Origin of the sequence: Oricola cellulosilytica (assembly GCF_019966575.1) — a bacterium.
Taxonomy (GTDB): Bacteria; Pseudomonadota; Alphaproteobacteria; order Rhizobiales; family Rhizobiaceae; genus Oricola; species Oricola cellulosilytica.
Genome location: NZ_JAINFK010000007.1, coordinates 176,216 through 202,602 on the forward strand (window position 1 = coordinate 176,216; position 26,387 = coordinate 202,602).

21 protein-coding genes are annotated in these 26,387 nt (G+C 59.0%); 12 read left to right on the plus strand and 9 right to left on the minus strand.

What is annotated here, in order from left to right; translation table 11 throughout:
• The first annotated feature begins 80 nt into the window (after window positions 1-80).
• The 3 genes from LC298_RS16565 to gltX all read left to right on the plus strand — a co-directional run bounded on the left by LC298_RS16565 (window position 81) and on the right by gltX (window position 4,699).
• Entirely contained in the window at window positions 81-1,754 is a 1,674-nt protein-coding gene (locus LC298_RS16565; protein ID WP_131570722.1) for an NAD+ synthase, read from the plus strand.
• Window positions 1,755-2,029: 275 nt separating this feature from the next.
• Window positions 2,030-3,271, plus strand: coding sequence for an MFS transporter (locus tag LC298_RS16570; protein WP_131570720.1), 1,242 nt, complete (start codon window positions 2,030-2,032; stop codon window positions 3,269-3,271).
• 48 nt (window positions 3,272-3,319) lie between these two features.
• Complete coding sequence (gltX, locus tag LC298_RS16575; protein WP_131570718.1) at window positions 3,320-4,699, plus strand: glutamate--tRNA ligase; 1,380 nt, start codon at window positions 3,320-3,322, stop codon at window positions 4,697-4,699.
• Here the strand turns inward: gltX and LC298_RS18225 are convergent.
• The 4 genes from LC298_RS18225 to dgcA all read right to left on the minus strand — a co-directional run bounded on the left by LC298_RS18225 (window position 4,617) and on the right by dgcA (window position 10,198).
• Window positions 4,617-5,453, minus strand: a complete 837-nt coding sequence (locus LC298_RS18225; protein WP_223385713.1) for a DUF2865 domain-containing protein — start codon at window positions 5,451-5,453, stop codon at window positions 4,617-4,619. The genes gltX and LC298_RS18225 overlap by 83 nt on opposite strands.
• A gap of 463 nt (window positions 5,454-5,916) precedes the next feature.
• Window positions 5,917-8,250: an NADP-dependent malic enzyme gene (locus LC298_RS16585; RefSeq protein ID WP_131570714.1), complete on the minus strand. Its 2,334-nt coding sequence runs from the start codon at window positions 8,248-8,250 to the stop codon at window positions 5,917-5,919.
• Window positions 8,251-8,344: 94 nt separating this feature from the next.
• On the minus strand, window positions 8,345-9,121 hold the full coding sequence (locus tag LC298_RS16590; protein ID WP_131570712.1) for an SDR family oxidoreductase: 777 nt from the start codon (window positions 9,119-9,121) through the stop codon (window positions 8,345-8,347).
• A gap of 84 nt (window positions 9,122-9,205) precedes the next feature.
• On the minus strand, window positions 9,206-10,198 hold the full coding sequence (gene dgcA / locus LC298_RS16595; RefSeq protein WP_131570710.1) for an N-acetyl-D-Glu racemase DgcA: 993 nt from the start codon (window positions 10,196-10,198) through the stop codon (window positions 9,206-9,208).
• A 41-nt stretch (window positions 10,199-10,239) separates the two neighbouring features.
• On the opposite strand from dgcA, the gene LC298_RS16600 reads away from it, so the two are divergent.
• From LC298_RS16600 to LC298_RS16615, 4 genes are all read left to right on the plus strand, one after another.
• Window positions 10,240-11,496 carry an MlaE family ABC transporter permease gene (locus LC298_RS16600; RefSeq protein WP_223385708.1) on the plus strand — a complete coding sequence of 419 codons (1,257 nt, stop codon included), beginning with the start codon at window positions 10,240-10,242 and terminating at the stop codon, window positions 11,494-11,496.
• The gene (locus LC298_RS16605; RefSeq protein WP_131570708.1) at window positions 11,496-12,293 is read left to right on the plus strand and encodes an ABC transporter ATP-binding protein; all 798 of its coding nucleotides are present in this window, start codon (window positions 11,496-11,498) and stop codon (window positions 12,291-12,293) included. Before LC298_RS16600 ends, LC298_RS16605 begins: the two co-directional genes overlap by 1 nt.
• 3 nt (window positions 12,294-12,296) lie before the next feature.
• Entirely contained in the window at window positions 12,297-13,979 is a 1,683-nt protein-coding gene (locus tag LC298_RS16610) for an MlaD family protein (RefSeq protein WP_131570706.1), read from the plus strand.
• 118 nt (window positions 13,980-14,097) lie between these two features.
• Window positions 14,098-14,655, plus strand: coding sequence for an ABC-type transport auxiliary lipoprotein family protein (locus LC298_RS16615; RefSeq protein ID WP_223385709.1), 558 nt, complete (start codon window positions 14,098-14,100; stop codon window positions 14,653-14,655).
• Between the two features lie 55 nt (window positions 14,656-14,710).
• Here LC298_RS16615 and LC298_RS16620 read toward each other — a convergent pair whose 3' ends face one another.
• On the minus strand, window positions 14,711-19,300 hold the full coding sequence (locus LC298_RS16620) for an apolipoprotein A-IV repeat region-like domain-containing protein (RefSeq protein WP_131570704.1): 4,590 nt from the start codon (window positions 19,298-19,300) through the stop codon (window positions 14,711-14,713).
• A 304-nt stretch (window positions 19,301-19,604) separates the two neighbouring features.
• Here LC298_RS16620 and LC298_RS16625 point away from each other — a divergent pair, with 304 nt between their 5' ends.
• The 5 genes from LC298_RS16625 to folK all read left to right on the plus strand — a co-directional run bounded on the left by LC298_RS16625 (window position 19,605) and on the right by folK (window position 22,189).
• A complete protein-coding gene (locus LC298_RS16625) occupies window positions 19,605-19,976 on the plus strand; it encodes an Hpt domain-containing protein (protein WP_131570702.1) in 372 nt (123 codons plus the stop codon).
• Window positions 19,977-20,079: 103 nt separating this feature from the next.
• Window positions 20,080-20,400: a 2Fe-2S iron-sulfur cluster-binding protein gene (locus LC298_RS16630; RefSeq protein WP_131570700.1), complete on the plus strand. Its 321-nt coding sequence runs from the start codon at window positions 20,080-20,082 to the stop codon at window positions 20,398-20,400.
• An 18-nt stretch (window positions 20,401-20,418) separates the two neighbouring features.
• Entirely contained in the window at window positions 20,419-21,285 is an 867-nt protein-coding gene (gene folP / locus LC298_RS16635; RefSeq protein WP_131570698.1) for a dihydropteroate synthase, read from the plus strand.
• Window positions 21,286-21,318: 33 nt separating this feature from the next.
• Complete coding sequence (gene folB / locus LC298_RS16640) at window positions 21,319-21,696, plus strand: dihydroneopterin aldolase (protein WP_223385714.1); 378 nt, start codon at window positions 21,319-21,321, stop codon at window positions 21,694-21,696.
• Window positions 21,689-22,189 carry a 2-amino-4-hydroxy-6-hydroxymethyldihydropteridine diphosphokinase gene (folK, locus tag LC298_RS16645; RefSeq protein WP_223385710.1) on the plus strand — a complete coding sequence of 167 codons (501 nt, stop codon included), beginning with the start codon at window positions 21,689-21,691 and terminating at the stop codon, window positions 22,187-22,189. The genes folB and folK overlap by 8 nt, the downstream gene beginning before the upstream one ends.
• Before the next feature lie 6 nt (window positions 22,190-22,195).
• Here the strand turns inward: folK and LC298_RS16650 are convergent, their stop codons facing one another.
• The 4 genes from LC298_RS16650 to LC298_RS16665 all read right to left on the minus strand — a co-directional run bounded on the left by LC298_RS16650 (window position 22,196) and on the right by LC298_RS16665 (window position 25,991).
• The gene (locus LC298_RS16650; RefSeq protein ID WP_131571137.1) at window positions 22,196-22,732 is read right to left on the minus strand and encodes a hypothetical protein; all 537 of its coding nucleotides are present in this window, start codon (window positions 22,730-22,732) and stop codon (window positions 22,196-22,198) included.
• Window positions 22,733-22,843: 111 nt separating this feature from the next.
• The gene (locus LC298_RS16655; protein ID WP_131570696.1) at window positions 22,844-23,938 is read right to left on the minus strand and encodes a YcjF family protein; all 1,095 of its coding nucleotides are present in this window, start codon (window positions 23,936-23,938) and stop codon (window positions 22,844-22,846) included.
• Entirely contained in the window at window positions 23,935-25,392 is a 1,458-nt protein-coding gene (locus tag LC298_RS16660; protein WP_131570694.1) for a YcjX family GTP-binding protein, read from the minus strand. Before LC298_RS16660 ends, LC298_RS16655 begins: the two co-directional genes overlap by 4 nt.
• A 92-nt stretch (window positions 25,393-25,484) precedes the next feature.
• A complete protein-coding gene (locus LC298_RS16665; RefSeq protein ID WP_223385711.1) occupies window positions 25,485-25,991 on the minus strand; it encodes a SixA phosphatase family protein in 507 nt (168 codons plus the stop codon).
• Window positions 25,992-26,387: the final 396 nt, after the last annotated feature.

Consider the following 26,387-nt stretch of genomic DNA (forward strand, 5'->3'; position numbering starts at 1 on the left):
TCGGCGGTGTTGCATTCCGACTTAAATGAACTGCCGGGCGGTCGATTGCCACCGCCGACCACGCGGGCTAATGCTCGGCCATGAGCGAGCAACCAGACGTTCTGCGCATAGCCGTCGCGCAGTTGAATCCAACAGTCGGCGATATCTCCGGAAATCTCGAGAAAGCGCGCGAAGCCCGGGCTGAAGCCGCCCGCCATGGTGCCGATCTCGTTTTCTTCACCGAACTTTTCATTTCCGGTTACCCTCCCGAGGATCTGGTCCTGAAGCCTGCCTTTCTGGCGGCTTGCGAGAAGGCTGTGCGCGACCTTGCGGGGGATACCGCCGATGGCGGGCCAGGTGTGGTGATGGGTGTACCGCTGGCCCGTGGCGGGCTGAAGCACAACTCGGTGATGGTGCTCGATGGAGGTGAGGTGATCGCCGAGCGGCATAAGGTCGACCTACCGAATTACGGTGAATTCGACGAGAAACGCGTGTTCCAGGCCGGTCCGATGCCGGGCCCCGTCGACTTTCGCGGTGTGCGGATCGGCATTCCGGTCTGCGAGGATATCTGGGGCGATCTCGGCGTATGCGAAACGCTTGCGGAAAGCGGCGCGGAACTGCTTCTGGTCCCCAACGGTTCTCCCTACTATCGGGGCAAGGTCGACGTGCGCCACCAGGTGGTGATCCGTCAGGTCATCGAGAGCGACCTGCCTATCCTCTACGCCAACCAATTGTGCGGGCAGGACGAGCTTGTTTTCGACGGCGCCAGCTTTGCCTTCAATGCCGACCGGAAACTGGCGTTCCAGATGAGCCAGTTCCAGGACCAGGTGGTAGTGACGACCTGGAGAAGAAACGGCGAAACCTGGCACTGCGCGGGGGGGCCGATGTCGCGCATTCCGCAGGCCGAGGAGGCCGACTATCGCGCCTGCATGCTGGGCCTCCGCGATTACGTCAACAAGAACGGGTTCTCCAATGTGGTTCTAGGTCTGTCCGGCGGTATCGACTCAGCCATTTGCGCCGCACTCGCCGTCGATGCGCTCGGCGAGGAGCGGGTGCGCTGCGTGATGATGCCTTACACCTATACCTCCGGTGACTCGCTGAAGGATGCGGAGGAATGCGCGCGGTTTCTCGGCTGCCGCTACGATGTGATTCCGATTTTCGAGCCGGTGGAAGGCTTCCTGGCCTCCCTCGCCGATATTTTCCACGGAACCAACGAGGGCATCACCGAAGAAAATCTGCAAAGCCGCACGCGCGGCACCATCCTGATGGCGATCTCCAACAAGTTCGGCTCGATGGTCGTCACCACCGGAAACAAGAGCGAGATGAGCGTCGGCTATGCCACCCTTTACGGGGACATGAACGGCGGCTTCAATCCCATCAAGGACCTCTACAAGATGCAGGTGTATGCGTTGTCGCGCTGGCGAAACGCGCATACACCGCCCAGCGCGCTGGGGCCGACCGGCATGGTCATTCCCCAAAACATCATCGACAAAGCGCCGTCTGCCGAATTGCGTCCCGACCAAACCGATCAGGATTCGCTGCCACCCTATCCGGTGCTTGACGACATCCTCGAAAGCCTCGTCGAGAACGAACTGTCGGTCGATCAGATCGTCGCGCGCGGCCACGACCGTGAACTCGTACACAGGATCGAGCACCTACTTTATATCGCCGAATACAAGCGCCGCCAGTCGGCGCCGGGGGTGAAGATCACCCGCAAGAATTTCGGTCGCGACCGGCGGTATCCGATTACCAACCGTTTCCGAGACCGCAGCTAACCGGTTTCCAGCCGATTAGCGGGGCCGCCCCCTGAGCACGCAGCTAACCGTGACCGCGACCAGTATAACTTCCGGCGCTTATGGCCCCTGTTTTCCGCGGGTAGGTTCTGATTTTGGCTACGCCGGGGAGGGCGTCCGCCGTAGAAACGCCGCACCAACCCCGATTGCCAAATCCGGACAAATGTGTGAAGCGGACGCATGGCCACGGGTGAGCGTTCCCGCCTTTCACGGCTGCGGCCCGATACCGCCCACAAACGCATAGAAGCACAACAGCGATGCGGTTCGTCAATTTTCTGGTCAACAATGCACGCTGGGTTGCCGGCGGTTTCCTGCTGACATTTTTTTCCTCGTTCGGGCAGACGTTTTTCATCGCCCTTTCCGCCGGGGACATCCGAGCCGAATATGATCTCAGTCATGGCGGCTTCGGCATGCTCTACATGTTTGCAACGTTAGCTAGCGCGCTTACGCTTCCGCGATTGGGAAAGACCGTCGACACCTTCAGGGTGGTCCATGTGCTCGCATTGACGGCTCCGATGCTAGCATTAGCCTGCTTTGCCTTGGCGTTTTCCAACTCGCTGGTTTTGCTGGCTGTTGCGATCTACGGTCTGCGCCTGTTCGGCCAAGGAATGATGACCCACATCGCCATGACCGCGATGGGCAAGTGGTTTGCCGCACAGCGTGGACGAGCCGTGTCGTTCTCGGCGATCGGGGTGAATTTCGGCGAAGCGCTTTTCCCGCTGGCCTTCGTTCTCGTCGCTGGTTTGATTGGTTGGCGAAACAGCTGGGTCGCTGCGGGTCTTGTCCTGCTGCTGGTGGCCTTTCCTGCGATTTTCGCACTAATGCGCGTCGAGCGCGAGCCGCAGAGCGTGGTCGCCAACATCAATGCGCCGCCCGTGCACAACTGGACTCGCAGCGAGGTTCTGCGTGATCCGTTTTTCTACGTGCTATTGACCGGGGTTCTCGCTCCGCCCTTCATCGGCACGACGATCTTCTTTCACCAGGTCTACCTTGTCGAATTGCGGGGCTGGTCGCAGGAGGCTTTCGCAGCCTCCTTTGTCCTAATGTCTTCGATGACGGTCATTTTCGCGCTCGTCTGCGGCCACTTGGTCGACCGATTCAGCGCGTTGCGCCTGCTGCCTTTTTTCCTGATCCCGTTAGCAGTCGCCTGCATCACGCTCGCTGCCGTTACCGAACAATATGGAGTTTTTTTCTTTATGGCTCTACTCGGCCTCTCCTATGGTTTTTCGGGGACACTTTTTGGTGCCGTGTGGCCCGAGGTTTACGGGATCGCGCATCTTGGCTCGATTCGCTCCATGATCGTTGCCGTAATGGTCTTCATGACCGCGGTCGGCCCGGGATTGACCGGTACTTTGATCGATATGGGCGTTCCCTATTCGGGTCAGATACTCGCGTTCGGTGTTTACTGCCTTATGGCAAGCGTGGTGCTCTTTGCCGCGTCTGCGCGTCTGCGCGCGCGTCTTCGAGGTTCGGTTGCAATCGCGGGAGCGCAGGGCTAACCGCTAGCACAACTTGTCAGCCACATCTGTAGATCGAGATTTCGTTTCATGTCCGTGACCGTTCGCTTCGCGCCTTCGCCGACCGGCAACATTCATATCGGGAATGTTCGCACTGCGCTTTTCAATTGGCTGTTCGCGTTGAAACACGACGGTAAGTTCATCTTGCGGTTCGATGATACGGACGGTGCCCGCTCGAAGCGGGAATACGCCGAGCAGATTGCATCCGATCTCGAATGGCTGGGGGTACGCCCCCACCGGGTCGAATACCAGTCAAAGCGGACAGAAGCGTACGATGCCGCCGTGGAAAGGCTCAAGAAGGCCGGGCTACTCTATCCCTGTTATGACACGCCCGAGGAACTCGAACGCCGACGCAGGATCCGGCTCAGCCGTCGTCTCCCTCCGGTCTATGGGCGCGAGGCGTTAAAGCTAACAGAGGCGCAACGATCAGCGTTCGAGGCCGAAGGCCACAAGCCGCACTGGCGCTTCCTGCTGCCGAATTTCGACGTCGATCCCTTCGCGACGCGGCGCACCGAAATCCACTGGGACGATGTTGTGCGCGGACCGCAAACCGTCGATCTCGCTTCGATGTCCGACCCGGTTCTCGTACGCGAGGATGGGTCTTATCTTTATACGTTGCCCTCCGTCGTTGACGACATCGACATGGGTGTGACCCACGTCATCCGTGGCGACGACCATGTGACCAACACGGGCGCGCAGGTCGCGCTGTTCGAGGCGCTTGGAGCCAACGCTCCCGCGTTCGGCCACCATAACCTGCTGACAACGACAACCGGTGAGGGTCTGTCGAAGCGCAGCGGCGCGCTTTCGATCAAGGCGCTCCGCGAGGCCGGCTACGAACCGGCGGCCGTTGCTGCTCTTGCCGTGCTGATCGGCACGTCGGAGAACGTTGCGCCCTCGGCCTCAATAGAAGTCATGGCGGAGACGTTCCGCCCCTCTTCCAGTTCGAAGTCCGCGGCGAAGTTTGATCCGACCGAACTCGATTTATTGAACAGGCAGATTGTCCACCAATTGCCGTTTGAGGAAGTGTCGGAGAGATTGAAAGCTGCCGGTGTCAATGTCGATGACCCGCGAGCGGGGCAGTTCTGGAACGTGATCCGGGCGAATATCGAAAAGGTACGGCAGGCTGGTGACTGGTGGCCCATCATCACGGACGGGCCCGCCAGGGATATCGTCCTGGACGGAGACGATCTGGATTATGCGAGGACGGCGTTTTCCTTGCTGCCCGAAGGTGACGTTGACGCCTCCACATGGTCTGCTTGGACCTCTGCGGTCAAGGAAAAGACCGGCCGCAAGGGAAGGGCACTTTTCATGCCGTTGCGGATCGCGCTTACCGGCCGTTCCTCCGGTCCGGAGATCGCAGATCTATTGCCCCTTCTGGGTCGGGAAGGAATTGCGGCCCGACGACCCTGACCTCCCGGTTCCCCTCAGAACTCGAGCGAACCTTGCCGTGCGTCACGGCGCCGGTAAGTTCGCGCACCGCGCCTTTAGATAGTCCGGTCTGGAGGTCCATCTGCGATTCCGGGTCGGCAAAGGCGTCCGGTCTCTCGGCCGGCGTGGGGATTGCCGATAGCTCGAGGGGGGCTTTTTCTTCCGTTGGCAGGTTTGCGAGCGTCACGGGCGTTCCGCAGGTACATGAAGAATCGGTCTTGTCTTGTGCACGCTTCCGGTAAAGGAACGCGTTTGGCAGCGCCGTGTAGGCTTCTCCCTCAAGCGAGATCATAGCCTCGCTCTCCTCACCGGGAACACGGTGATAATAGAGTTTCGTCTCTGCCGCCGGGCACATAGCGCTGCAGGCTTGCTTGTCGCGCTCGAAGTATTCGGGTCCTGTCGAAAACGACATCGGGAAATAGTAACCGTCACAGAGACGCACGCACATTGTACGGAAGCTGTCTGCCGGCGGCGGCGCGATAATCTTGCTGCGCACTCCGGCCGCGTTTGAAACCTTCTCTCGCGGTTTGACCCGCCGGGTCCCCTCGCGAACGATAACCTTATCCCGGCGCTTGGAAGCCGGAGGTACGGCGAGCGATCGCTGCCGAGTGACCTGCTGTCTCGAATCGCATCCACTGGCGCGAATCCGCGCCTTGATCTCCCGGATTCGGCGGGGGTCTCGCACCGGCGCGGACCGGTCGCGGGTTCGTTCCAGTTTGTTCAGGTTCGCCCGCATGTCCTGAATCGTTCGGTTCAAGGATTGGCACCTTGCCGAAGGACTCCGCGCGCATTTGTTTGCCCGCTGTACCCCAATTGCCTTGCGCAGTTCGCCTTCTTGGCGTTGGGCTGCTTTGGCGTAGCGTCGGAACCGGGTTGACGATCTGGCGTCAGGGCGGCTCGCCGAGCGTAATTCAGCTCGGAGGTCGCTGCAAATGTCAGCAAGGGCGGGCGTGGCGGCAAAGGTGGCGAGCACGGCGGCCAAAACCGCCCGGGTAGCGATTTTGAATAATCGGGCGGTCAGATTGCTCCGATCGAAATGTACGCCAGACACGCCCCGAATACTCCGTTAGCTGGTCAGCCAAGATCTCATGATACCACGGCCACCGAGTGTTTCACCTGAATGCTAAACGTCCAGCGCGTGAACTCGCCACGTAATTAATGGATGCGCGGTGAACACTAGCTGAACGCGGCCCCCGACTTCACGCCCGCAAAGCCTCAGGAAGGCCGGCTTGGCGCTGCGCTGCCTCGACAACCGCCAGCGCCGTCATGTTGACCACGCCGCGGGAGGTTACGGATGGTGTGAGTATATGTGCCGGTTTGGCGGTCCCGAGAAGGATCGGACCCACATGGAGGCCATCCGTCATCGTCTTGACCGCGTTCAACGTGATGTTGGCCGAGTCGAGATTGGGAAAGACCAAGAGGTTGGCTTCTCCATCAAGCGTCGAATGGGCGTAGACGCGCTGCCTCAAAGTCGGGTCGAGAGCGGAGTCCGAGTGCATTTCCCCGTCCACCTGCAGTCCCGGCGCAATGTGGTGCAGCATTGCGGTCGCCTCGCGCATCTTGAGGGCTGACGTGCTGTCGCGCGAGCCGAAATTGGAGTGCGACAGGAGTGCTGCTTTCGGCTCGATGCCGAAGCGCTCGATTTCCTGTGCCGCGAGGACCGTCATTTCGACGATCTCCTCTGCGCAGGGATCGACCGTCACGTAGGTGTCGGTAAAGAACGTCACTCCGCGCTGCGCGATCAGCATTGAAAGTGCCGAAAGATCACGCGCTCCATCCCTTAGTCCAACGATTACCCGAACATGGCGGAGATGCCTTTCATAGCGCCCTTCGAGACCGCAAATCATGGCGTCAGCTTCACCGCGCGATAGCGCTATCGAAGCGATGACCGTGGTGTTGGTGCGGACCAGCATCTTCGCTACGTCGGTCGTGATTCCGCGACGACCAGATTTTTGGGTGAGTTCATCCACGTAGTCGCGATATCGCGGATCGTTTTCCGGATTGATCAGCTCGAAATCCACGCCTGGCCGAATCTTCAGTCCGTAGCGCTGCAGCCTAGCCTCGATCACTTCAGGACGGCCAATGAGAATGGGCTCGGCCAGTTTGTCCTCTAGAACAACTTGTGCGGCACGCAGCACCCGTTCGTCTTCTCCATCGGCATACACAACCCGCTTGTTCTGGGACGCTTGGGCCGCCGTGAAAACCGGCTTCATCACCAGGCCCGAACGGAAGACGAAACGGTTCAAGCGATCGCAGTAGGCTGCCATGTCCTCGATCGGGCGAGCGGCAACGCCGCTTGCATGCGCTGCTTCGGCAACCGCCGGGGCAATCCGCAGGATGAGTCGTGGATCGAAGGGTGAAGGGATCAGGTAGTCTGGCCCGAATGTCGGCGTTTCGCCGCTATAGGCGCGTGCGGCAACATCGGATGGTTCTTCCCGCGCAAGTTGTGCGATTGCTCTTACGGCTGCGGCCTTCATCTCTTCATTGATCGTAGTCGCACCGGCGTCGAGGGCACCCCGGAAAATATAAGGAAAACATAGTACATTGTTGACCTGATTGGGGAAATCAGATCGGCCTGTGCAAATCATCGCGTCCGGGCGGGCCTTCCTCGCAAAATCAGGCATGATCTCGGGCGTGGGATTTGCAAGCGCAAGAATCAGGGGGTTTTCCGCCATTTCGGTGAGGTATGCAGGTTTCAGCACACCGGCAGCAGAGAGTCCGAGAAACACATCCGCGTCCGGAATGACCTCGGCGAGGGTCCGTTTGTCGGTTTTCTGTGCGTAAACCGATTTCCAACGGTCCATAAGTTCGCTCCGACCTTCATGAACGACACCCTCGATATCGGTGATCCAGATGTTTTCTCGCTTCGCGCCGAGCGAGACCAGAAGGTTGAGACAGGCGAGCGCGGCGGCACCGGCGCCGGATGTAACGATCTTGGCTTCGCCGAGCGATTTGCCGGCAAGATCGAGCCCGTTGGTGATCGCTGCAGCAACAATAATGGCTGTGCCGTGCTGATCGTCGTGGAAGACCGGGATTTTCATGCGCTCCCGCAGCTGTGCCTCGACTTCGAAACATTCGGGGGCCTTGATATCTTCGAGATTAATTCCACCGAAGGTTGGTTCGAGTGCGGAGACCACGGACACCATTGAATCGATATTTGGAGCGTCGATCTCGATATCGAATACATCGATCGCGGCGAACTTCTTGAACAGAACCGCCTTGCCTTCCATCACCGGTTTTGCGGCAAGCGGGCCGATGTTCCCCAACCCAAGGACGGCCGATCCATTCGATACCACCGCCACGAGATTGCTGCGCGCCGTATAGTCCGCTGCCTTTAGCGGGTCCGCTTCAATCGCAAGACATGGCGCTGCCACCCCCGGCGAATACGCCAGTGCGAGATCGCGTTGATTTCCAAGCGGTTTGGTGGCTTGAATCTCAAGCTTTCCCGGGCGAGGATATTGGTGGAAAAAAAGCGCGGCGTCTTCCAGGCTGGGGGTTGTCGGGGTGGCCTGATCTGGTGGGACTTCTTCCATGCAGTTCTTCCGTCGATTTTGTCGGTTTCCAGAGGCTAGCGACTATCGTGATCCCTGAACAGGGCTGGTCGCGATCATGCAAACGTGCCGTCCCCTAGAACGCGCTTTGATAGAATCCGCCGTCGAGTCGAATGTTCTGTCCGGTGATATAGCCTGCGTGAACCGAGCAGAGGAACGCGCAGGTTTTTCCAAACTCCTCGGGATTACCCAATCGGCCAGCGGGGATAAGTTTTTCCTGGCGTGATTTTTCCGCCTCTACTTGGGTTCCCGCCTTATCTGCGGCGTAACGGATCGTCGTGCGAATACGATCGGTATCGATCTTGCCTGGCAGGAGGTTGTTAATGGTCACGTTCCTGTTTGCAACCGAGCGTGCTACCCCGGCAAGAAACGAGGTGAGGCCGGCGCGCGCGCCGGAGGACAGATCAAGGCCGAGAATTGGCTGATATACCGATAAGGACGTGATGTTGACGATCCGTCCGAAACCGCGTTCTGCCATGCCGTCGATCACCGCCTGCACAAGTTCTATGGGCGTGACCATGTTCTGGGTGACGCCAGCGATGATTGCCTCGCGATCCAAGTCCCGGAAATCGCGGAGCGGCGGGCCTCCATTGTTGTTTACAAGAATGTCGGGCTGCGGACAGGCTTCAAGGAGTTGCGCCTGAACGTCGCGATCCGAGATGTCGCCGAGAATGACTGTGACATTGACACCGTGTTCGCGAAGCTCGTCGGCAGTGCGGTCGGTGACGTTGGCGTCTCGACCGTTGATCGTAAGGTCGCAACCTTCCTCGGCCAGTGCTGTTGCGCAGCCCTTGCCAAGCCCGCGGCTTGCTGCGCAGACGATTGCTTTGCGCCTGTTGAGTCCAAGGTCCATGGTAGTCTTCCTATGCTGATGACCAGGCCGCTCGCGCCGGACGCCTCGTGGGTCAGGCGCAATCTGATCGTTCTTCTTTGTGTGTTACCCCCACAGGTCGCGACGCGGCGGTGATACGGTGTTTCCGGCATAGCGCAAAGCTGGTGTTCGGTCATTCGCGAGCAGCAGCGGGCCGTCAAGATCAACATAATCGGCGTCCTGGGCAAGCAGCACGGCTGGAGCCATGGACAGAGACGTTCCAACCATGCATCCTATCATGACCCCGAAGCCCAGCTCCCGAGCCCGGTTCCTCATCTTGAGCGCTTCGGTCAGTCCCCCCGCCTTGTCGAGTTTTATATTGATGATGTCGTATCGTCCGCGCAAGGATTCGAGATCGTCCGTCGTGTGGGCGCTTTCATCAGCGCAAATTGGCACCGAATGAGGGATTTCATGCAGGAATGCGTCCTCGGTGGCTGGGAGGGGTTGTTCGATCAAAGCGATATGTACCCCGGCGGCCTCGCGCATGAGCTCCGGCAACGCTTCCGGCGTCCATGCCTCATTTGCATCGATGATGATACGGCTGTTGGGAGCGGCTGCGGAAACGGCATGCATCGCTGCAATGTCGTGATTGCCGCCAAGTTTGATCTTCAACACTGGCCGACTGGACGCTGCGCGCGCGGCGTCCGACATTCTGTCGGGATCGTCGAGCGAGATGGTGAAGGCGGTTTCGACCGGCCGTGGAGGAAGCGTGCACGCGATCGTGTGAGCGTGTCGCCCGGTCATTTTTGCTCTTAAATCCCATAGGGCGCAGTCAAGAGCATTGCGCGCCGCGCCCGGCCTCATTTTTTCGTCGAGCGTATCGCCATCGACCGAGCCATTGAACGCCGTCGCCGCTTCCTTGATCGAGGCAAGAACTGATTCGACCGACTCGCCATAACGGGGGTAGGGGACGCACTCCGCGACACCAGAATGACCGTCGCAGATCACTCGGCACACCACAACCTGCGCCGTCTTCCTGCTGTCGCGGGATATTCGAAACACGCCATTGATCGGATATTCTTCCGACCACGCTTCAATCTGGCACCCTGAGAATTTCATTCCTCGACAACCTCGGTGTAGCGACGGAAATTGGGTGTGGTGTGGCGCGAAGGCCGCAGACACAACACATTACGACCGATAGTAATAACGTCATGGCTAACGCGGTGCATACGGAAAAGAACACTCCGGAAATCGATGCGCTCCCGCTCGGACGGACGGTTGCGAAACCACGTCTTGAAACAAGACAGAATGCCGGCCTTACCGAGGTGATTTTCGAAGGTGTGTGGGCCACATACAGCGTTGGCTCGATTGATCAGCAAATGCGCTTGCTCGAGAACAAGTTGTCCGGAGAACGTCTCAGGATCGAGATGAGCGACATCTCGTACCTCGACACCGCAGGTGCGTGGATGATCTATAGGTTGTTGCGTTCGGCCAAGGTTCGCGGGATTGAAGCTTCGATCGACGGAATGCGGACATCGCACAAAGTGCTTCTCGAAGCGATAGCGCGTGCGATGGAAGACATCGATGAGGACGATAGCAACGGAACTCGCGCTTCGATTTTGAACCGCATGTTGTCGACCATAGGCTTAGCCGTTTACGGCTTTCGCAACGATCTGCAAATGGGACTTCACATCCTGGGCGCGGCCGTACGCGGCTCGCAAATGAAGCTAGGCCACGGCAGCGGGCTTAGTATTCCGGCAGTCGTAAACCAGATCGATCGTACCGGCGTTACCGCGATTCCCATCATCCTGCTGATGTCGACCATCATCGGCGCCATTATCGCGCAACAGGGTGCATTTCAGCTTCGTTACTTTGGCGCCGAGATATTTGTTGTGGATCTTGTGGGCATTCTGGTGCTTCGCGAGATCGGCGTATTATTGACGGCGATCATGATTGCGGGCCGCTCGGGAAGCGCGATCACCGCAGAAATCGGCTCTATGAAAATGCGCGAAGAGGTCGATGCGTTAACGGTTATCGGCCTCAATCCTGTCGGCGTTTTGGTATTCCCGCGCCTGGTGGCCCTGGTCATTGCGCTTCCACTCCTGACCTTCATCGCCAACCTTGCCGCGCTGGCCGGCGCAATGTTTGTTGCGCAAACCTATTCGGGGATCTCGCCTGATGCGTTTATTACGAGGGTCCGCGATGCGGTGGATCTCAGTACGATCTACGCCGGCCTGATCAAGGCCCCCTTCATGGCAATCATCATAGGGATCATTGCTTCGGTAGAAGGGATGAAGGTGGGCGGAAGCGCCGAGTCGCTTGGCGCGCGGGTAACCGCCTCGGTCGTGAAATCGATTTTCATTGTTATTGTCGTGGATGGCGCCTTCGCGATGTTCTTTGCAGCTATCGATTTCTGATGGCCGAAAACGACCCGATCATAAGTGTGCGCGACATTCATGTGCAGTTCGGCGATCATGTCGTCCTGCACGATCTCGACCTCGACGTTTACCGGGGCGAGATCCTGGGGTTCGTTGGAGCGTCGGGGACCGGAAAGTCAGTACTGCTGCGAAGCATTCTAGGATTGAACCCAAAACAAAACGGCCAGATCGTCGTTTTGGGACGTGATCTCGACAGAATTAGCGATGAAGAGCGCATTCTAGTGGACATGCGGATGGGGGTTCTTTTCCAGCATGGAGCGCTGTTTTCCTCATTGACCGTTAAAGAGAACATTCAGGTGCCCATGCGTGAGTACCTCACGCTGCCAAAGGGGCTTATGGACGAACTGGCGATACTGAAACTCGAACTGGTTGGCCTGTCCGGCAAAGCCGCGAACAAATACCCCTCTGAGTTGTCGGGAGGAATGATCAAACGCGCCGCGCTTGCGCGCGCGCTTGCGCTCGATCCGGACATCGTTTTTCTTGATGAGCCCACTTCAGGACTAGACCCGATAGGGGCAGCGGAATTCGATGAACTGATCGCCAAGTTGCGCGATACTTTGGGCCTCACTGTCTATATGGTCACTCATGATCTGGACAGCCTCTTCACGGTGGCCGATCGAATCGCCGTACTTGGAAACAAGAAGGTTCTGGTGGCCGGAACAATCACCGAAATGCTTAAATCCGACGAGCCTTGGGTGAAATCATATTTCAGAGGCAAGCGGGCGCGCCGGATTGACCTGCCTGAAGAAACGCGAATCGCCTGTATGGAACGCTGAAGAATGGAAACCAAGGCAAATTACGTAACTGTCGGCGCATTCACGCTTCTTGTGTTCGCTGCCGCGTTTGCGTTTGTCTACTGGATCGCCCGCGTCGATACCGGTGGGGAAACAACCAGACTGAACGTAGTGATCGAGGGGTCGGTCACGGGTCTTGGTGTAGGAAGTGTGGTCAAGTTCAATGGTATCGACGTCGGTAAGGTGACGAAGCTGCGATTCGATCAGGAGAACCCACGTGTCGTTATCGCCGAGACCGTCGTAAGGCGGAACCTGCCTATTACCGCGTCGACAAAAGCCGTGCTTGGCTTTACGGGGTTGACGGGAATTGCGCATATCGAGTTTGAGGGCGGCGACACACAACAGCCAAACATTTTTCAGCAGGCGCTCGAGGAAGGAGCGGTGCCGACGATCACCGCCGATCCGTCCGCGGTCAACAATCTGCTCGCCACTGCGCAGGACATCTTCGATCGGACGGACCGGGTTCTGAGCGAGCTTGAAGGATTTGTGCAGGATGTGCGCGAGCCGCTCTCGGTGACGTTGCAGAACGCCTCGAAATTCAGCGAAGCGCTTGGCAACAACTCGGATCAGATCGATGAATTTCTCCGAGGTGTTGGCGGCGTCGGCGCCGCCTTGGCAGACGTCTCGGGGAAACTGGATGGAACCCTGCAGGGCGTCGAAAACCTCCTTGCCGCGGTCGATCCTGCCAAGATCAAGTCGATCGTCAGCAATGTCGAAGGGTTCACGGAGAGTCTTAAGGGCGTGTCAGGCCAGTTCGAGGAGGTGACCAAGTCGGTGTCGCTTGTTGTCACGGATCTGGAGGGTATTGGGGCCCGCGTGAACGGGTCCTTTGATCGTGTGGATGCAATTCTTGATTCACTGCCTCCCGATCAACTCAACGCCACCTTGAACGATGTTACCGCAACCAGCGCGTCGGCCCGCAAAGCGGTCGCGGAAATTGCCGCAGTCACCGAAGGCCTTGGCGACCGCAACGAGGATGTCCAGGCGGTCATGAAGCGCATCGACAGAATTTCGCTGGATGCCGAAAAGTTCATGGCCAATGCGCGCGCAGCCTCGGGCGAGTTCGATGAAATCAGCCAGAACGCCTCCAAACTTCTGGCCGATCTCGAGGGGGTCGGTTCACGGGTGGGTACGAGTTTCGACCGCGTCGACTCGCTGCTGGATGCGATACCGCCTGAGCAGGTCACGGCGGCAGTTGAAAACATATCCAAGGCGGGCGAGTCGGCGCGGGCAGCGCTCGATCAAGTCCAGCAGGTGACTGCTGGCCTCGGAGAGCGCAACGAGGATATTCAGGGAATCATCTCCAATACCCAGCAATTGGCCGATCGCTTGAACGCCGCCTCAGTGCGAGTGGACGGAATACTGGAGAAGGTCGACAATCTCTTGGGATCGGACGAAGGCGAATCGCTCATGGTTGATGCTAGGGAAACCCTCCGGTCGTTCCGGCAGGTGGCAGACACTCTGAATGCCCGGATCAATTCGATTGCCAATGGCTTGGAGCGGTTTTCCGACCAGGGACTTCGCGACGTTCAGGGCCTGATTAACGATACTCGCCGGTCGGTCTCGCGTATCGAGGAGTCGATTACCGATCTGGAGCGTAACCCGCAGCGTCTGATCTTCGGGGGAGAAGGTAACGTGAAGACCTTTGATGGCCGCCAGAGGCGTTGACTGTGAGTGGCTTCCGGATATCAGTCGTACGCGAGCGCGGGCGAGGCCGGAGTGGGCCTTCTTGAGGAAAGTGCACAATCTGATGGGGTCATTTCGAATCGGAATATCGGGCGTCTGCATGGTCGCGCTGGGTGGCTGCGCCGCAATTGGCGGAGCGAAGCCGATCGCGGATACATACGAAATAAACATTCCGACCATTTCGGAGACATCGCCTGTTCGCAGGGGAACACAAATCCTCATCGCTGAACCAGCAGCGCTCAAGGCGCTCGATTCGCAGAATATCGTTGTTCAGACCGATCCATTGACGATTCGATATCTCGACGAGTCGCAATGGAGCGACAGACTACCCAAGCTGGTTCAGGTTCGCCTGGCGCAGGCCTTCCAGAACGCTGACCGCTTCAAAGGGGTAGGGTTGCCGGGGCAGGGTCTGGCGATTGATTATCAGATTGTCACGGATATCCGCGCGTTCGGCATTGAAGCGCTGACCAACACCGCACGGGTGGCTGTCGCAGTCAAGATACTCAACGACCGAAATGGTGTCGTTGCGAGCGAGCGCGTATTCGAGAGTCGCGTGGTCAGCAGTAGTGGAAGCAATAGCGCCTACGTCGCAGCGCTCGATAGTGCGTTCGAGGCGGTCACCCGCGATATCGTGGCGTGGACTACCTCAAAAATATGAGGCCCGTCGGACATTAGGTCCCACGGGCCCCTCTGCTTTTTTTTACTTGAAGATCTCAGCGCAGCTTCCCGGCTGCGTGGGCGAGCATCGTGTAGACCTTTCCGGTATCGGAGGTGAGATAGGTCTGAGTCATGATGTTTTCCCGGTCATTCTTGCTCACGTCGCCCAGAAGACGTTCGAAATCTCCGATGTAACGATCGACCGATGAGCGGAATGCGCTGTCGCTCTCGTACTTCCGCTTGATCTCGTCAAAGGTTTGCTGCCCTCTGAGCGTATAGAGCTTCCGCGTGAACACATTGCGTTCGCCACGGCGGTAGCGGTCCCACAGTTCAATCGATGCTTCATGATCGATAGCACGTGCAATGTCGACCGAAAGGGAATTCAGGGATTCAACCGTGTGGAGCGGGTCCCGCGCGCGTTCAGTTTCGACACGCGGCGCCGATCGCGGCGCCGGTTCATCATCGGACGTCGACGCACGGCGAAGCAAATCGCTTACCCATCCGCCCGTGTGGGACGGTTCTTCGAAGCGTTCCGCGTCAGACCTCTTCAGTGCTTCCGGACGGTCGAAATCGAATGCCTTGCGTAGCGCGTCTTCACCGGAGGACGAAGAGGAAGAGGGATGGCTTTGCGGTGTGGGCCGGGCGGGCGCGACTGGCCTGGACGCGGGATCAGAACGCGACCCCGCCGCCGCGCTCTCGGGCTTTTTTTCGCCTTGGGCCCCCTGACGACCGATATCGAATGCACGTCCGGAACTTTCCACAATTCGGGAAAGGTCCTTGAGAGCGTTGATCTGCTCGGATACAGCGCGGCGCATCGCGCTCGTCGATTCGCGGGTTTCCTCCGGGAGATCGAATATCCCCTTGCGAACCTCCTCCCGTGCTTCCGTCAGATCCTGGCGCATGTCCTGGGCGATGCGACGCATCTCGCCCGTGGCGCCCTCGAAACGCTTCAGCGATTCCTCGACAGCCTCGCCAATTGTGCTGTTGATCTGGTCGGCTGCGCCGGTGGACCGGTGGAGCGCCGACTCGATTGCCTCGCGGACATTTTGCGCGACGGCTTCCGCCGAGGTTCGGGCATAGCCCTCTGCCTCTTCGGCGGCGCGGCGAACACTCGCTGACAGTTCTTCCGCCGAATTGCGCGCGCGCTCCTCGGCGTTGCCGAAGGCGCTTGTCACCATGCCTTCGAAAGCGCGCATCAATTTCTGAATTTCTTCCGATTTGCCGACCAGACCCACGGACAATGCCTCCAATGCCTCCCGGCGATCGTCGAGGGTGTTTGAAAGACCGGATTGCGCGACGTTCAGCAGGTCGGATGCCGATGCGAGAACCTTGCCGTGTTCCTCGAACCGCGAGGCGATGGAAGCGACCTCGCCCAAGGTCCGCGAAGAGACGTCGCCGAGCTTGGAGGTATTGCTGTCGAGAACGCTCACCGAGGTCGCGATGGATTCGGCTGCACGTCCCGCCTTCTGCGCGAAGGTCGACGTCGTGTCCTCCAGCCGGTTGTCGAGTTCGCTCAAGTTCGACGTCGCCGACTCAATCAGCGAACTGAGTGACTGGTTCGAATGAGATAGACGGTCGATCAGTCTCCCAACACTGTCTGTAAGGTTCGACTGGGCGCTCTCGACAGCCATTACAGTGTCGGCGGTGCGATTGGCAATCGCGCTGATGAGGGCCGCATTCTCTGCCTTGAGGCGTTCGGTTGCCGCATTTGTAGCTTCCTCGAGTTGTTCGGCAAGCATGCGACCGTCACTGGTGAGCCGTTCGATCAGCGGCTTCGTCGACCCTTCGATAAGTTGCTCGATGTCGCTGGTCCGTGAAGACAGGAGTTCGGAGAGTTCCGAAGTGCGTTCACTGAACGCCTTAACGGCACTGCTCGTCGCCTCGCTGATATTTCCGGTGGCATCGATGGCGCGTTTTTCCAGCGCGTCCAGCATCTCGCCAGCCTGCTCATTAAGGCGCGTTGCTTGCTCGGCGAGGCGCTGCTCGTTTGCTGCAAGGTCGGCAGCAATCCGGGCGTGATTCTGTGCGAGCTGTTCGGTGAGCTGCGCGACAAATCCGTCGCCCTGATCGCCGAGCGCTTGACCAGTCTTGGCTGCTTCGGCCTCGAGATCGGCCCGCGCCGTGGCAACACTATCACGTAGAGAACGGGCGAGGAGACCCGCACTTTCTTCGAGGGTTTGACGCACATTGTCGATCCCCATCGACAGTGCCTTCTTCATCGTTTCCGTACGCTCTTCGACCATGCCGGAGTTCTCGGAAAACAGCTGATCGAGCGCCTCGGTGCTTCGCGAGAGTGCGATAACGGCTGAATTGGTCTTGTCTTCCACTGCGGACTGCAGACCGGCTGTGCGCTCGGCGAGCAAGGCCTCAAGTCGAAATTGCGTATCCGCGAGTGATTTCTCCATCGTGTTCGTGGCGCCTGAAATGCTGTCAGCAAGGGCGCTGGTCCGTTGTCCGAGCGTAGCGCTCAAGCGCATCGTCTTCTCATCGAGCGTTTCGCTGAGGAATGCGGTCTTCTCGTCTAGCGCGCCTGTAACTGCCGCAGTCTTGTCGTCCAACGACCGCTCGAAATGCTCTGCCTTGCCTTCGAATTCGGCGGCGCGGCTTTCGAGTGCCGTCGTAACCGCCGAGATCCGGCCCTCAATAGCTTGGCCAAAAGACGAGGCGGTAGAATCAAGGAAACTGGATTTCTCGTCGAGTGTCGCGGCGATTCGGTCGGCGTGACTGGACACCTGCTCGATCAGCGAACCCGTCTGCGAATCGAATGTCTGACCGAACTGCATTGCAGTCCGGGCAAACTCGTCAGAACGAGAATCGAGCGAAGCCGCCATGTCTTCCGACCTGCGTGCGAGTTCGTCGGCAAGCATTTGCGTGCGGGAGTCGATCGTCTCGCCAATCTTAGCCGATTGCTCGTCGAATGCTGTCGAGATGCGCTCGGTTGTGTGACCGACCGCGCCATAGATTGCTGAAGTTTTCTCGTCCAGCTTGTGGAGCAGTTCATCGGTCTTGTCGCCGACACTCCCCGCTATGCCCTCGGTTATCGAGTTCAGCTTGGCATTAAATGCCGATGTCTTTTCTTCCAGAATGGCCGAGAGCGTCGTCTCCATCTTGCCGGCCTGTTCGGCGAAGGTACTTCCTGCCTTGTCGGCAATGGCACCTGCCTGCGCGTTGCCATGCGCGAATGTATCGGCGATCGAGCGGGTGCGCTCGAGCAGCACTTCATTGATCTGACGGGCACGCGCATCGAGTGCCGCGTTGAGTTTCTCGGTGCCCTGATTGATCGACTGGACGCGTGTTTCAAAGTCGCCAATGAGCTGCTGTCCGCGTTCGTCGAGCGTACGGCGCATCAACTCCATGCGTTCGTCGAACTCGTCGGTGAGATTAGTGGCGGTGCTTCCCAGTACGGCGACGAGGTTTGTCGCCCGTGCTTCCAAGCTTTCCGAAAGACGCCGACTGGCGTCGTCGGTCTTCTCGCTCAAATTAGCGATCCGCGTATCGATCAGATTGGCAAATATTTCGCCGGAGTCGCGAATCTGCCCAGAGACCTCTTCAAGACGCGCCGCGATCGTCTGATTTACTTCCGCTCCGCTATCGTTAAGGTTCGCTATGAGCGATGCGCCCGCATCGTTTAACGAGATGCTGAGCTGGGTCGACGCATGTTGCACATTCTCGCGAATGAACTCGGCCGAATCCGTCAGTTCGTCACGCAATTGCTCATGCGCACCGGCGATCGAAGCACGCAAGCGCTCGGAGTGCGTGATAATTCCCTCTCGTTCATTGCTGAGATTGGTCAGCAGTGACCGCACCCTCACTTCATTGTCGGTGTAGGCGCGCTCGAGTTCCGACACTTCTGTCTGCATGAGCGATTCGAGTTCGGTTGCCCGCGCTATGGTCCGTTCGATACCTTCGCCCATAGCGGCAACCTCACGGCGAACAGCCTGACCGACGGTCACAATGCGTTCCTGGGCGAGGTTTTCGGGTTCGGCGAGGCGCAGGGCGATCTCGCTCATCGACCGCGCGGTGAGACGCATCTCCTGGGAACGCCGGAGCAGTGCTGCAACGCCGAAGAACACGACAACCGGTACGACAATGCCTATAAGGATGGCGATGACACCGGGCATCTCGCGAAGTTGTTCAATCGAGCGGATCCGCCAAACATCTGGAGCGTATAGGAGATGCGCGAGAACCATTCCGCCTGCGGCCCAGAGCACGCTGGCAATCCACGCTGTTATGTGCGGGCCGCGCAACGGTTTGCCTTGCAGCCGCGAAAGAAGCGCGGCGTAGTCACGCTGTGCATCGTCATCATTAGCAGCCCTGAAGGTGGTCTCTCGGGACGCCGGATCGGCGGTCGGGGTCGGTGAAACTGGAGGTGAAGTTTCGGCTGCAGCTGTCGGGGAAGTGGACGTCGCCGGCTGTTGTGCAGCGACCGACTTCGACCCCGTCGAAGAAGGCTCTTCTGCCCCGTGGTCATCTGTTGTGGAGTCCTCGGCCAGTTCACTCGCGGCGGCTGCGACCTGTTTCTCGAAATCATCGAGCGACAATTCGTCGTCGAAATCCAGATCGTCCTCGAGTCCGACTTCGAGTGCTTCCTCCAGCGCCGCTTCCATATCCAAATCGATGTTCGCAGCGTTCTTGTTTACCGCCATACCCCGCCTCACTCATAAAACCGTCATGGCGGACTCGCCGAACGGCACCACAATCCGTGACATACCATAATGTGGGCGCAACTGTGTTCATCTTGCGCACCAAGACCTACCCGTATCGTAACGGGACAGGTGCCGGATTGAAACTCGATATGTCGGCAATTCCCAAAAGTTTAAAGATAAAGTTAACGCGATGGCGAGCGGGCTCAAATGACGGATTTTTTTACCTGACGTAAATGAAGCCGGTTAACTCCCCGGCCACTTTTGGATGGGATCATCTGTCTGAGGGAGCAACGGGGATATCACCATGGATTCGAAAAACCCTCCAATTTTCGCTTCGCCGGACACGCCATGCGAACTGCGCGGTGATAAGCGGCCGGTCGATCTTGTCTTCCTTTCCAGACAAACCGGTGGCAATCGCGCACTCGAAGAGGAGGTGCTGAGCCTTTTTTCTAGGCAGGCGGCATCACTCGGAAAGGATTTGACCGGACACCGGAGCTGCGCCGCGCGAAAGCGAAATGCTCACACATTGAAAGGGGCAGCGCGTGCCATTGGCGCCTTCGGACTTGCCGAATGCGCATCGCGCATCGAAACCGCCCCGGACGATCCGGCACCAGTGACCGAACTGCTTCGAGAAGTCGAAACAGTTCGCGACTATATCGCCTCGCTCTTGCGTTAGCGCTCCCCGCGGGCGGATGTCCAGAACGGCCGGGTTGACATTGCCGGGAGCCGGGTTAATTCGCGGCAGGTAAATCGCACTTCCCAACCCGCCGGAGCGTCTTATGCCGAAACTGACTGTCGTCTCCTTTGACGGCACCCGATTTGAGATCGACGCTGAGAGCGGTTCGACGGTGATGGAGAATGCCGTCAAGAACAGTGTTCCGGGAATCGAGGCCGAATGCGGCGGGGCCTGCGCTTGCGCCACCTGTCACGTATACATTGACGACGAGTGGTCCGAGACAGTCGGAAAGCCGGACGTCATGGAAGAGGACATGCTTGACTTCGCATATGAACCGAAACCGGTTTCGCGACTGTCGTGTCAAATCAAGATGTCCGATGATCTCGATGGCTTAGTTGTTCATGTGCCTGAAAGACAAGCCTGACGCTTCGCGGAGCGTTGGATGCAGGTAACCACGGCACCGCAGGGATTGTTCGAGCCGAGACATTGGGCACTTGCGCAAGGGCGCAGTCTTACCCTCGGCCCCAGCGGTCTCCTTATGGGTATCCTAAACGTGACGCCGGACAGCTTCTCGGATGGGGGTGAGCTTACGTCGATAGACGACGCGTCCGCGCGCGCGCGCGGATTTCTCAGTCAGGGTGCCTCGATTCTCGATGTTGGCGGCGAGAGCACCCGGCCCGGCGCGGATCCGATTGACGCAACGACCGAGCAGGCCCGAATTCTGCCGGTTTTTGCCAAGTTGCGGGCGGCTCTGCCCAATGCCCTCCTGTCCGTCGACACCTACCGTGCGGGGACGGCCGAAAAGGCTGTGGCCGCAGGAGCGCACATAGTCAACGATGTGTCTGGATTGCAGCGTGAACCAGACATCGCGCATGTTGCTGCGGCGGCCGGGGCGGGCCTTTGCATTATGCACACCGGCCGGGGCCGCAAGAAACGCGAGGATGTGATTGCCGACCAAGTCGCCTTTTTCGAGCGATCCCTCGAAATTGCAGCCAAGGCTGGCGTGCGCAGCGAACAGATCGTCATCGATCCAGGGTTTGGCTTCGCGAAGGACGAGAGGGAGAATTTTGCGCTCATGGCGCGTATCGGGGAGTTGCACTCTATCGGTTTTCCGATTCTCGCCGGCACGAGCCGGAAACGGTTTATCGGTCATGCGACGGAGCGGCCTACCACCGAGCGCGCGGTTGGCACGGCTGCGACCACGGCGCTGCTGCGAGCCGCGGGTGTGGCGGTTTTCCGGGTCCACGATGTCGCAATCAACCGCGATGCGCTGGCCATAGCTGATGCTATGATCGCCCAACAGCGATAAAACCCAGGCGCGCAAGGCAGGAAGTTTCCCTTGATTTATCAGATCCGAATGATGAACTGCGCCTTCTTCGCGCGGCACGGCGTGTTCGATCAGGAAGAGTTTCTTGGCCAGCGCTTCTATGTCGATGCCGTTTTGACAGTGGATGCGGGTGATGCGCTCGAAGACGATCATATCGCCGGAACCGTCGACTATGGCGTTGCATTTCAGGAGATCGAGCGAATTGTCACTGGCGAACGACGGTATCTGATCGAGGCGATCGGTCTTGAGATCGCGAAGGCGCTCTGCAGGCGGTTTTCGCAGATCGTCACGGCGGACATCACCGTCCGCAAGCCGAACGCGCCGGTGCCCGGCGTTCTGGACCACGTCGAAGTCCGCATCGTTTACCAGGCGGACGGCGAAGATCGTGACTGATCCGGTTATCGCGTATCTTGGACTTGGCGGGAATGTCGGTCCCGTGGCGGAAACCATGCGGACCGCGCTCGACCGCATCGACAACGATTACGCCTGCCGGGTAATGACAGCTTCTTCGGTTTACCGGACACCGCCGTGGGGTCCCGTCGCGCAAGACTGGTACCTGAATGCGTGCGTGAAAATCGCGACCTCGCTGTCAGCGACAAGCCTGCTGGAACTCGTGCTCGCGACGGAACGCAGTCTCGGGAGGGTGCGTGAACAGCGCTGGGGACCCAGAACCATCGATATCGATATTCTTCTGTATGGCGATGAACCGGTCCGTCATAAGAACCTGACGATTCCTCATCCGCGGATGAAAGAGCGAGCTTTCGTAATGGTGCCGCTAGCCGAGCTTGCAGGCGGCCGCCTTTTGGATGGACGAACGATTAGCGAATACGCATCCGGATTTGAGAACGAGGGGCTGGAAAAAACCGAAATCAGACTGACTGCCTGACCTGATTTACTTGACGGCGCCGACCGTAACGCGATCAAGCCGGTCCAGCTTCATGCCGATCACGGGGACCAGCGTATCACCGACATTGACCGACACCGTGATGTTCAGTTGGTCCTTCGAAGCAAGGCGAGCGAGCATTGCGCCGTTCAACTGTTTGCGCTTGAGGGTGAGGACGACGTTGTCCTTGCTGACATTTCCGGCGATCACATCAAGACCTTCGCCTTGCGCGCCGTCCAGGAAAGTTCCCGTATAGGAACGGCCGGAGCGCTCGACGGTGGCTTTCATCTTCTGCGAGAACATGCCCACTCTGCAGCCCCCGTCGAGGGTCATCCCCAGGTTGTCCCCAGGCGTCAAGCCGCTGAACTCACAGGTGAATTTCGTGCCCTTATACTTTCCGGCCACAATCTCGCCCGGCCCTCGCCATTTCCCTTCGATCTGCTGGAAGAACCGGGCGTCCCGCTCATTCGCGGCGGCATCGGTCGACAAGCCGGCTGCAGGAAGCAGGGCGAGGGAGGTGATGAGTGCCAAGGGACGAATCGACATATAGGGTGGCTTCCACGGTTCGAGAAAGATGAGCGCATCTTTAACGGGAATGGTTAACACTGTGTATTGAAACCCTCCGTTCGCTCCAACCTACATCGCGCTCGCCACGACTTACAAGTTTTCGTTTTCCTCATGCCTTGCAGGCTCCGAAGACGTGAGCACCGAGAGGATAGAGGAGAGCCGGGGTCTGCGCACTGCATGAAACGGCGCGGGTCTGCATATTTCCATCGCGGCAATACCGACGCGCGCCGTCATCAAGCCGTTTAGGACGCCTTCACCGAGCCGGGCCGAAAGCCGCGAGGCCATCCCGTGACCGATCACCTGCTGGACGAGTCCGTCGCCCACGCTTGCGACGCCAGTAACCGCGAGGTGACCGATGACATTGCGGAACAAGCGGAAATTCCCGATCGCGCCGGATCGTCCGCCGTAAAGTTCGCAAAGGCGCCGGACGAGGCGGAAATTCTCGTAGAGAACGTAGAGAATATCGAGAAAGGCACGAGGACTGACCGCGGTGACAACGGACACCCGTTTCGATGCCCCCATCACAAGGATGAAAGCGTCCCGGTCGAGGGAGCGGAACAGCTCCTTCTCGGCAAGTTCGTAGCGGTCCCGCGCGTCCATGATCTCTCCTTCCTGGCGCGCAAGAACACCGCGGCCGGCCGCGGTCAGCGGGTTCTGCTCCATATGCGCGATCAGCCTTCTGGTAGTGTGCGCCAGCGCCCGATTGTCGGTCGAGGCCAGTGCCTCCTCGATCGCGGTTCGCAAATGATCGACCTTGCGCAGGCGAAAAAGAGCGCCGACTTCCCGCAATATGACTGCCACCAAGGCTGCTGCGAATACAATGGTGAGCGTCAACCCGGCTCCGCCTAGCCAGGGAGTTCGCTCGAAAAGCGCGCGCACCACTGAATCAACCCAGAGTCCGGCGGCGAGGCTGGCGAACAAGGCGAACGCCGCGATCGCGATCGAGGCGAATGACAACCGCGGGCGCTTTCGCTCGACCGCCGTGACGACCGCTTCGTCTGCATGGTTGCCATCGCGTTCGAAATAATCCTCCGCGTCCATCTCGACAGAAGGTCCCGGCAATTTAGCGCGAGGTTTGCGCATACTGCCTGCTGGCTTGGTCTTGGGTTTCGCTGCTGTCGCCGGAGCCTCCGGCGCTTTGACGGCAAAGGCGCGGGGCCTGCGCGTCCGGTCCTGTTCGCTCATGTCAGCCGGTCTCCCAGAAGGAACTGAAGCGCTTTGTCGAGCCGGATGTGGGGCAGCGACAATTGCACGCCCTTGGCGGATTTCTCCAGGCGGGGAGGCCGGAAGCGAACGAAGCGGTTGGCCTCATCGGTGGGTATGGTGCCGGGTTTGAAGATAGAATCCGGATCCCGGGGTAAGTCACCGGGAAATATGGCAGTTTCGCTTTCGCCGTCGAAGGTCGCTTCGCCGATTTTTTCACCCGCTACCGGCGTTCCGACGATTACCGGAAGTCTCTCGCCGTTGTCCATCACGGTGGCTTCGCGCGTGGCGCGCACAGCCGCGATTGCCATTGTTTCCACCGAAGCGCCTGCGCTGCCGGCTTTCTGTACTGCGCCGCGCACTAATCGGCGAACAATGGCTTCCATCCGGGCATGATCTTCATGGTGAAGGTGATCGGCCTTCGTTGCGGCGATAAGCAGTCGGTCGATGGTCCGTTGCCAGAGGCCGGTAATCACGTTGCCGGCCCCCGGCCTGAAACAGGCCAAAATGTCCCCCAGGGCGCGCTCGAGATCGTGAACCGCCTCGGGTCCGGCGTTCATCGCATGCATTGCGTCGATCAGGACAATCTGACGGTCGAGGCGGGTGATGTGTTCCTTGAAGAAGGGTTTTACGACGAGTGCTTTATAGGACTCGAAACGTCTCTCCATCATCGCCTGCAGCGACCCGCTTCGGGCTCGCGATGCCCGCTGAACGAGGGGAGCGAAGGTCAGCGCTGGCGAACCGTCGAGATCCCCGGGCATAAGAAAGCGCCCGGGAGGAAGGGTGGAAAGCGCCAAGCCATCGTCACGACCGGCTTGCAGGTATTTTTTGTAGGCGTCGGAAAGTTCCGCAGCGAATTTCTCATCGGCGGGCGCTTCGGGATCGGCCTCGCGCGCGAGCGTGAGAAATTGCGCAGCGAGGGCGGCGCGGCTTCCGGCTTGTGCGAGTGCCACGGCCTTTGCGGAGAATTCGTCAAAGCTCTGGCCCAGCAGTGGCAGGTCGAGCAGCCACTCGCCCGGATAGTCTACGATATCGATGTGTAACCGGCCGCCGGAAAGCAACCGGTTCCAACCGCTTGCCGACTCGTACTCGACAGTCAGCCGGAGTTCGGAAATCGCTCGCGTGGATTCAGGCCAGACCCGCTTTTCAACCAGATCGCGGACGTGGCTTTCGTAGGCAAATCTCGGAACGCCATCATCCGGTTGCGGCTCGAGCGCCGCGCTGGAGAGGCGACTGGAATGCACCAGGTCGAACAGTGGAAGACGGCCGCCGTGAAGCAGATTGTGAACCAGTGCGGTGATGAAGACGGTCTTTCCGGCGCGCGAAAGTCCCGTCACCCCAACCCGCACATTAGGTGCGAAAATGCCAGCCGCCCGGCCGGCAATTGTTTCTAGGGCGATGAGCGCTTCATCGCCGATCGATACCAGTCGAGCCAATCTCTGGAGCCCCGCGCGATTATCAATTAGGCGGGATATAGGCGCCGACCGAAGAGTTGCAAAACGCGTCGTCGTTTCGCGTCAGGTCTGCCCTAGGCGTCGTTCGGGGTGAGATAGGCTTCCAAATGCCCGGTCTCCGTCGTGAAGCTCGATGCGGGACCGTCAAAACGGATCACTGCCAGACCGCCGGTTCGGAACCCCATTTGCAGCGCGTCCAAGGCGTGATCCTCGCCGGTCCGCGACAGCGCAATGGCGGCATCTTCCATCATCGGGTTGTGTCCCACTAGCATGATGTCGCCGTCGCTCTCCGCTGCGGCCGCTATTTCGAGGTATCCGGGCGCGTCGGTGGCATACAGCTTTTGATCGTAGCGGGTGACATCGTTGAGATGCAGCGTTTCATTGATGCCGTCGAGGGTCTGAACCGCCCTTGCGGCGGTAGAACAGATCACCAAGTCGGGCACGAGATGGCGTTTTCCCATGAGTTTGCCCATGGCGATTGCCTCCTCGAGGCCTCGGTCATCCAGTTTTCGGTCGAAATCACGCATTCCCGGCTCGGCCCAGGCCGCTTTGCCGTGGCGAAACAGAAAAAGTCGGGCCAAGTCGCACGCTCCCAATGAGGCTGTCCGGATTCGCGATTAACCCGGCACGCCTTGGTTCGCAAATTATACGATTGTGGGAAGACGCCTCAGTCCATGCCGAAACATCGCAAACCGGCGTTGCGGCATGACGTCCGGGGATCGACCGGACGGCGAATATCGTCGTCCAAATTGTCGCACCGCCGTGAAACCGGGGGACACATCTTCTCGTGGAATCAGCGGTTTGTTGAGTTCGGAAAGAAACGCCAGATTGTAACTTGCCGCAGAAAGACAGTGCGACTATAGAGCGGCCAAAGGGATATTGCTGGGAGTGATTCATTGTCTAGGGTCAGGACTCATTGATCAGAGCCAGAAGATGACGGCGGCTGCGATGCAGATGGCCGAGAAGAAGGTGTGGGC

Excerpts from the sequence above, each read along its gene's own strand:
- LC298_RS16565 (WP_131570722.1), top strand. The coding sequence starts at position 81 with ATGAGCGAGCAACCAGACGTTCTGCGCATAGCCGTCGCGCAGTTGAAT.
- LC298_RS16570 (WP_131570720.1), top strand. The coding sequence starts at position 2,030 with ATGCGGTTCGTCAATTTTCTGGTCAACAATGCACGCTGGGTTGCCGGC.
- gltX (WP_131570718.1), top strand. The coding sequence starts at position 3,320 with ATGTCCGTGACCGTTCGCTTCGCGCCTTCGCCGACCGGCAACATTCAT.
- LC298_RS18225 (WP_223385713.1), bottom strand. The coding sequence starts at position 5,453 with ATGCGGGCGAACCTGAACAAACTGGAACGAACCCGCGACCGGTCCGCG.
- LC298_RS16585 (WP_131570714.1), bottom strand. The coding sequence starts at position 8,250 with ATGGAAGAAGTCCCACCAGATCAGGCCACCCCGACAACCCCCAGCCTG.
- LC298_RS16590 (WP_131570712.1), bottom strand. The coding sequence starts at position 9,121 with ATGGACCTTGGACTCAACAGGCGCAAAGCAATCGTCTGCGCAGCAAGC.
- dgcA (WP_131570710.1), bottom strand. The coding sequence starts at position 10,198 with ATGAAATTCTCAGGGTGCCAGATTGAAGCGTGGTCGGAAGAATATCCG.
- LC298_RS16605 (WP_131570708.1), top strand. The coding sequence starts at position 11,496 with ATGGCCGAAAACGACCCGATCATAAGTGTGCGCGACATTCATGTGCAG.
- LC298_RS16610 (WP_131570706.1), top strand. The coding sequence starts at position 12,297 with ATGGAAACCAAGGCAAATTACGTAACTGTCGGCGCATTCACGCTTCTT.
- LC298_RS16615 (WP_223385709.1), top strand. The coding sequence starts at position 14,098 with ATGGTCGCGCTGGGTGGCTGCGCCGCAATTGGCGGAGCGAAGCCGATC.
- LC298_RS16620 (WP_131570704.1), bottom strand. The coding sequence starts at position 19,300 with ATGGCGGTAAACAAGAACGCTGCGAACATCGATTTGGATATGGAAGCG.
- LC298_RS16625 (WP_131570702.1), top strand. The coding sequence starts at position 19,605 with ATGGATTCGAAAAACCCTCCAATTTTCGCTTCGCCGGACACGCCATGC.
- LC298_RS16630 (WP_131570700.1), top strand. The coding sequence starts at position 20,080 with ATGCCGAAACTGACTGTCGTCTCCTTTGACGGCACCCGATTTGAGATC.
- folP (WP_131570698.1), top strand. The coding sequence starts at position 20,419 with ATGCAGGTAACCACGGCACCGCAGGGATTGTTCGAGCCGAGACATTGG.
- LC298_RS16650 (WP_131571137.1), bottom strand. The coding sequence starts at position 22,732 with ATGTCGATTCGTCCCTTGGCACTCATCACCTCCCTCGCCCTGCTTCCT.
- LC298_RS16655 (WP_131570696.1), bottom strand. The coding sequence starts at position 23,938 with ATGAGCGAACAGGACCGGACGCGCAGGCCCCGCGCCTTTGCCGTCAAA.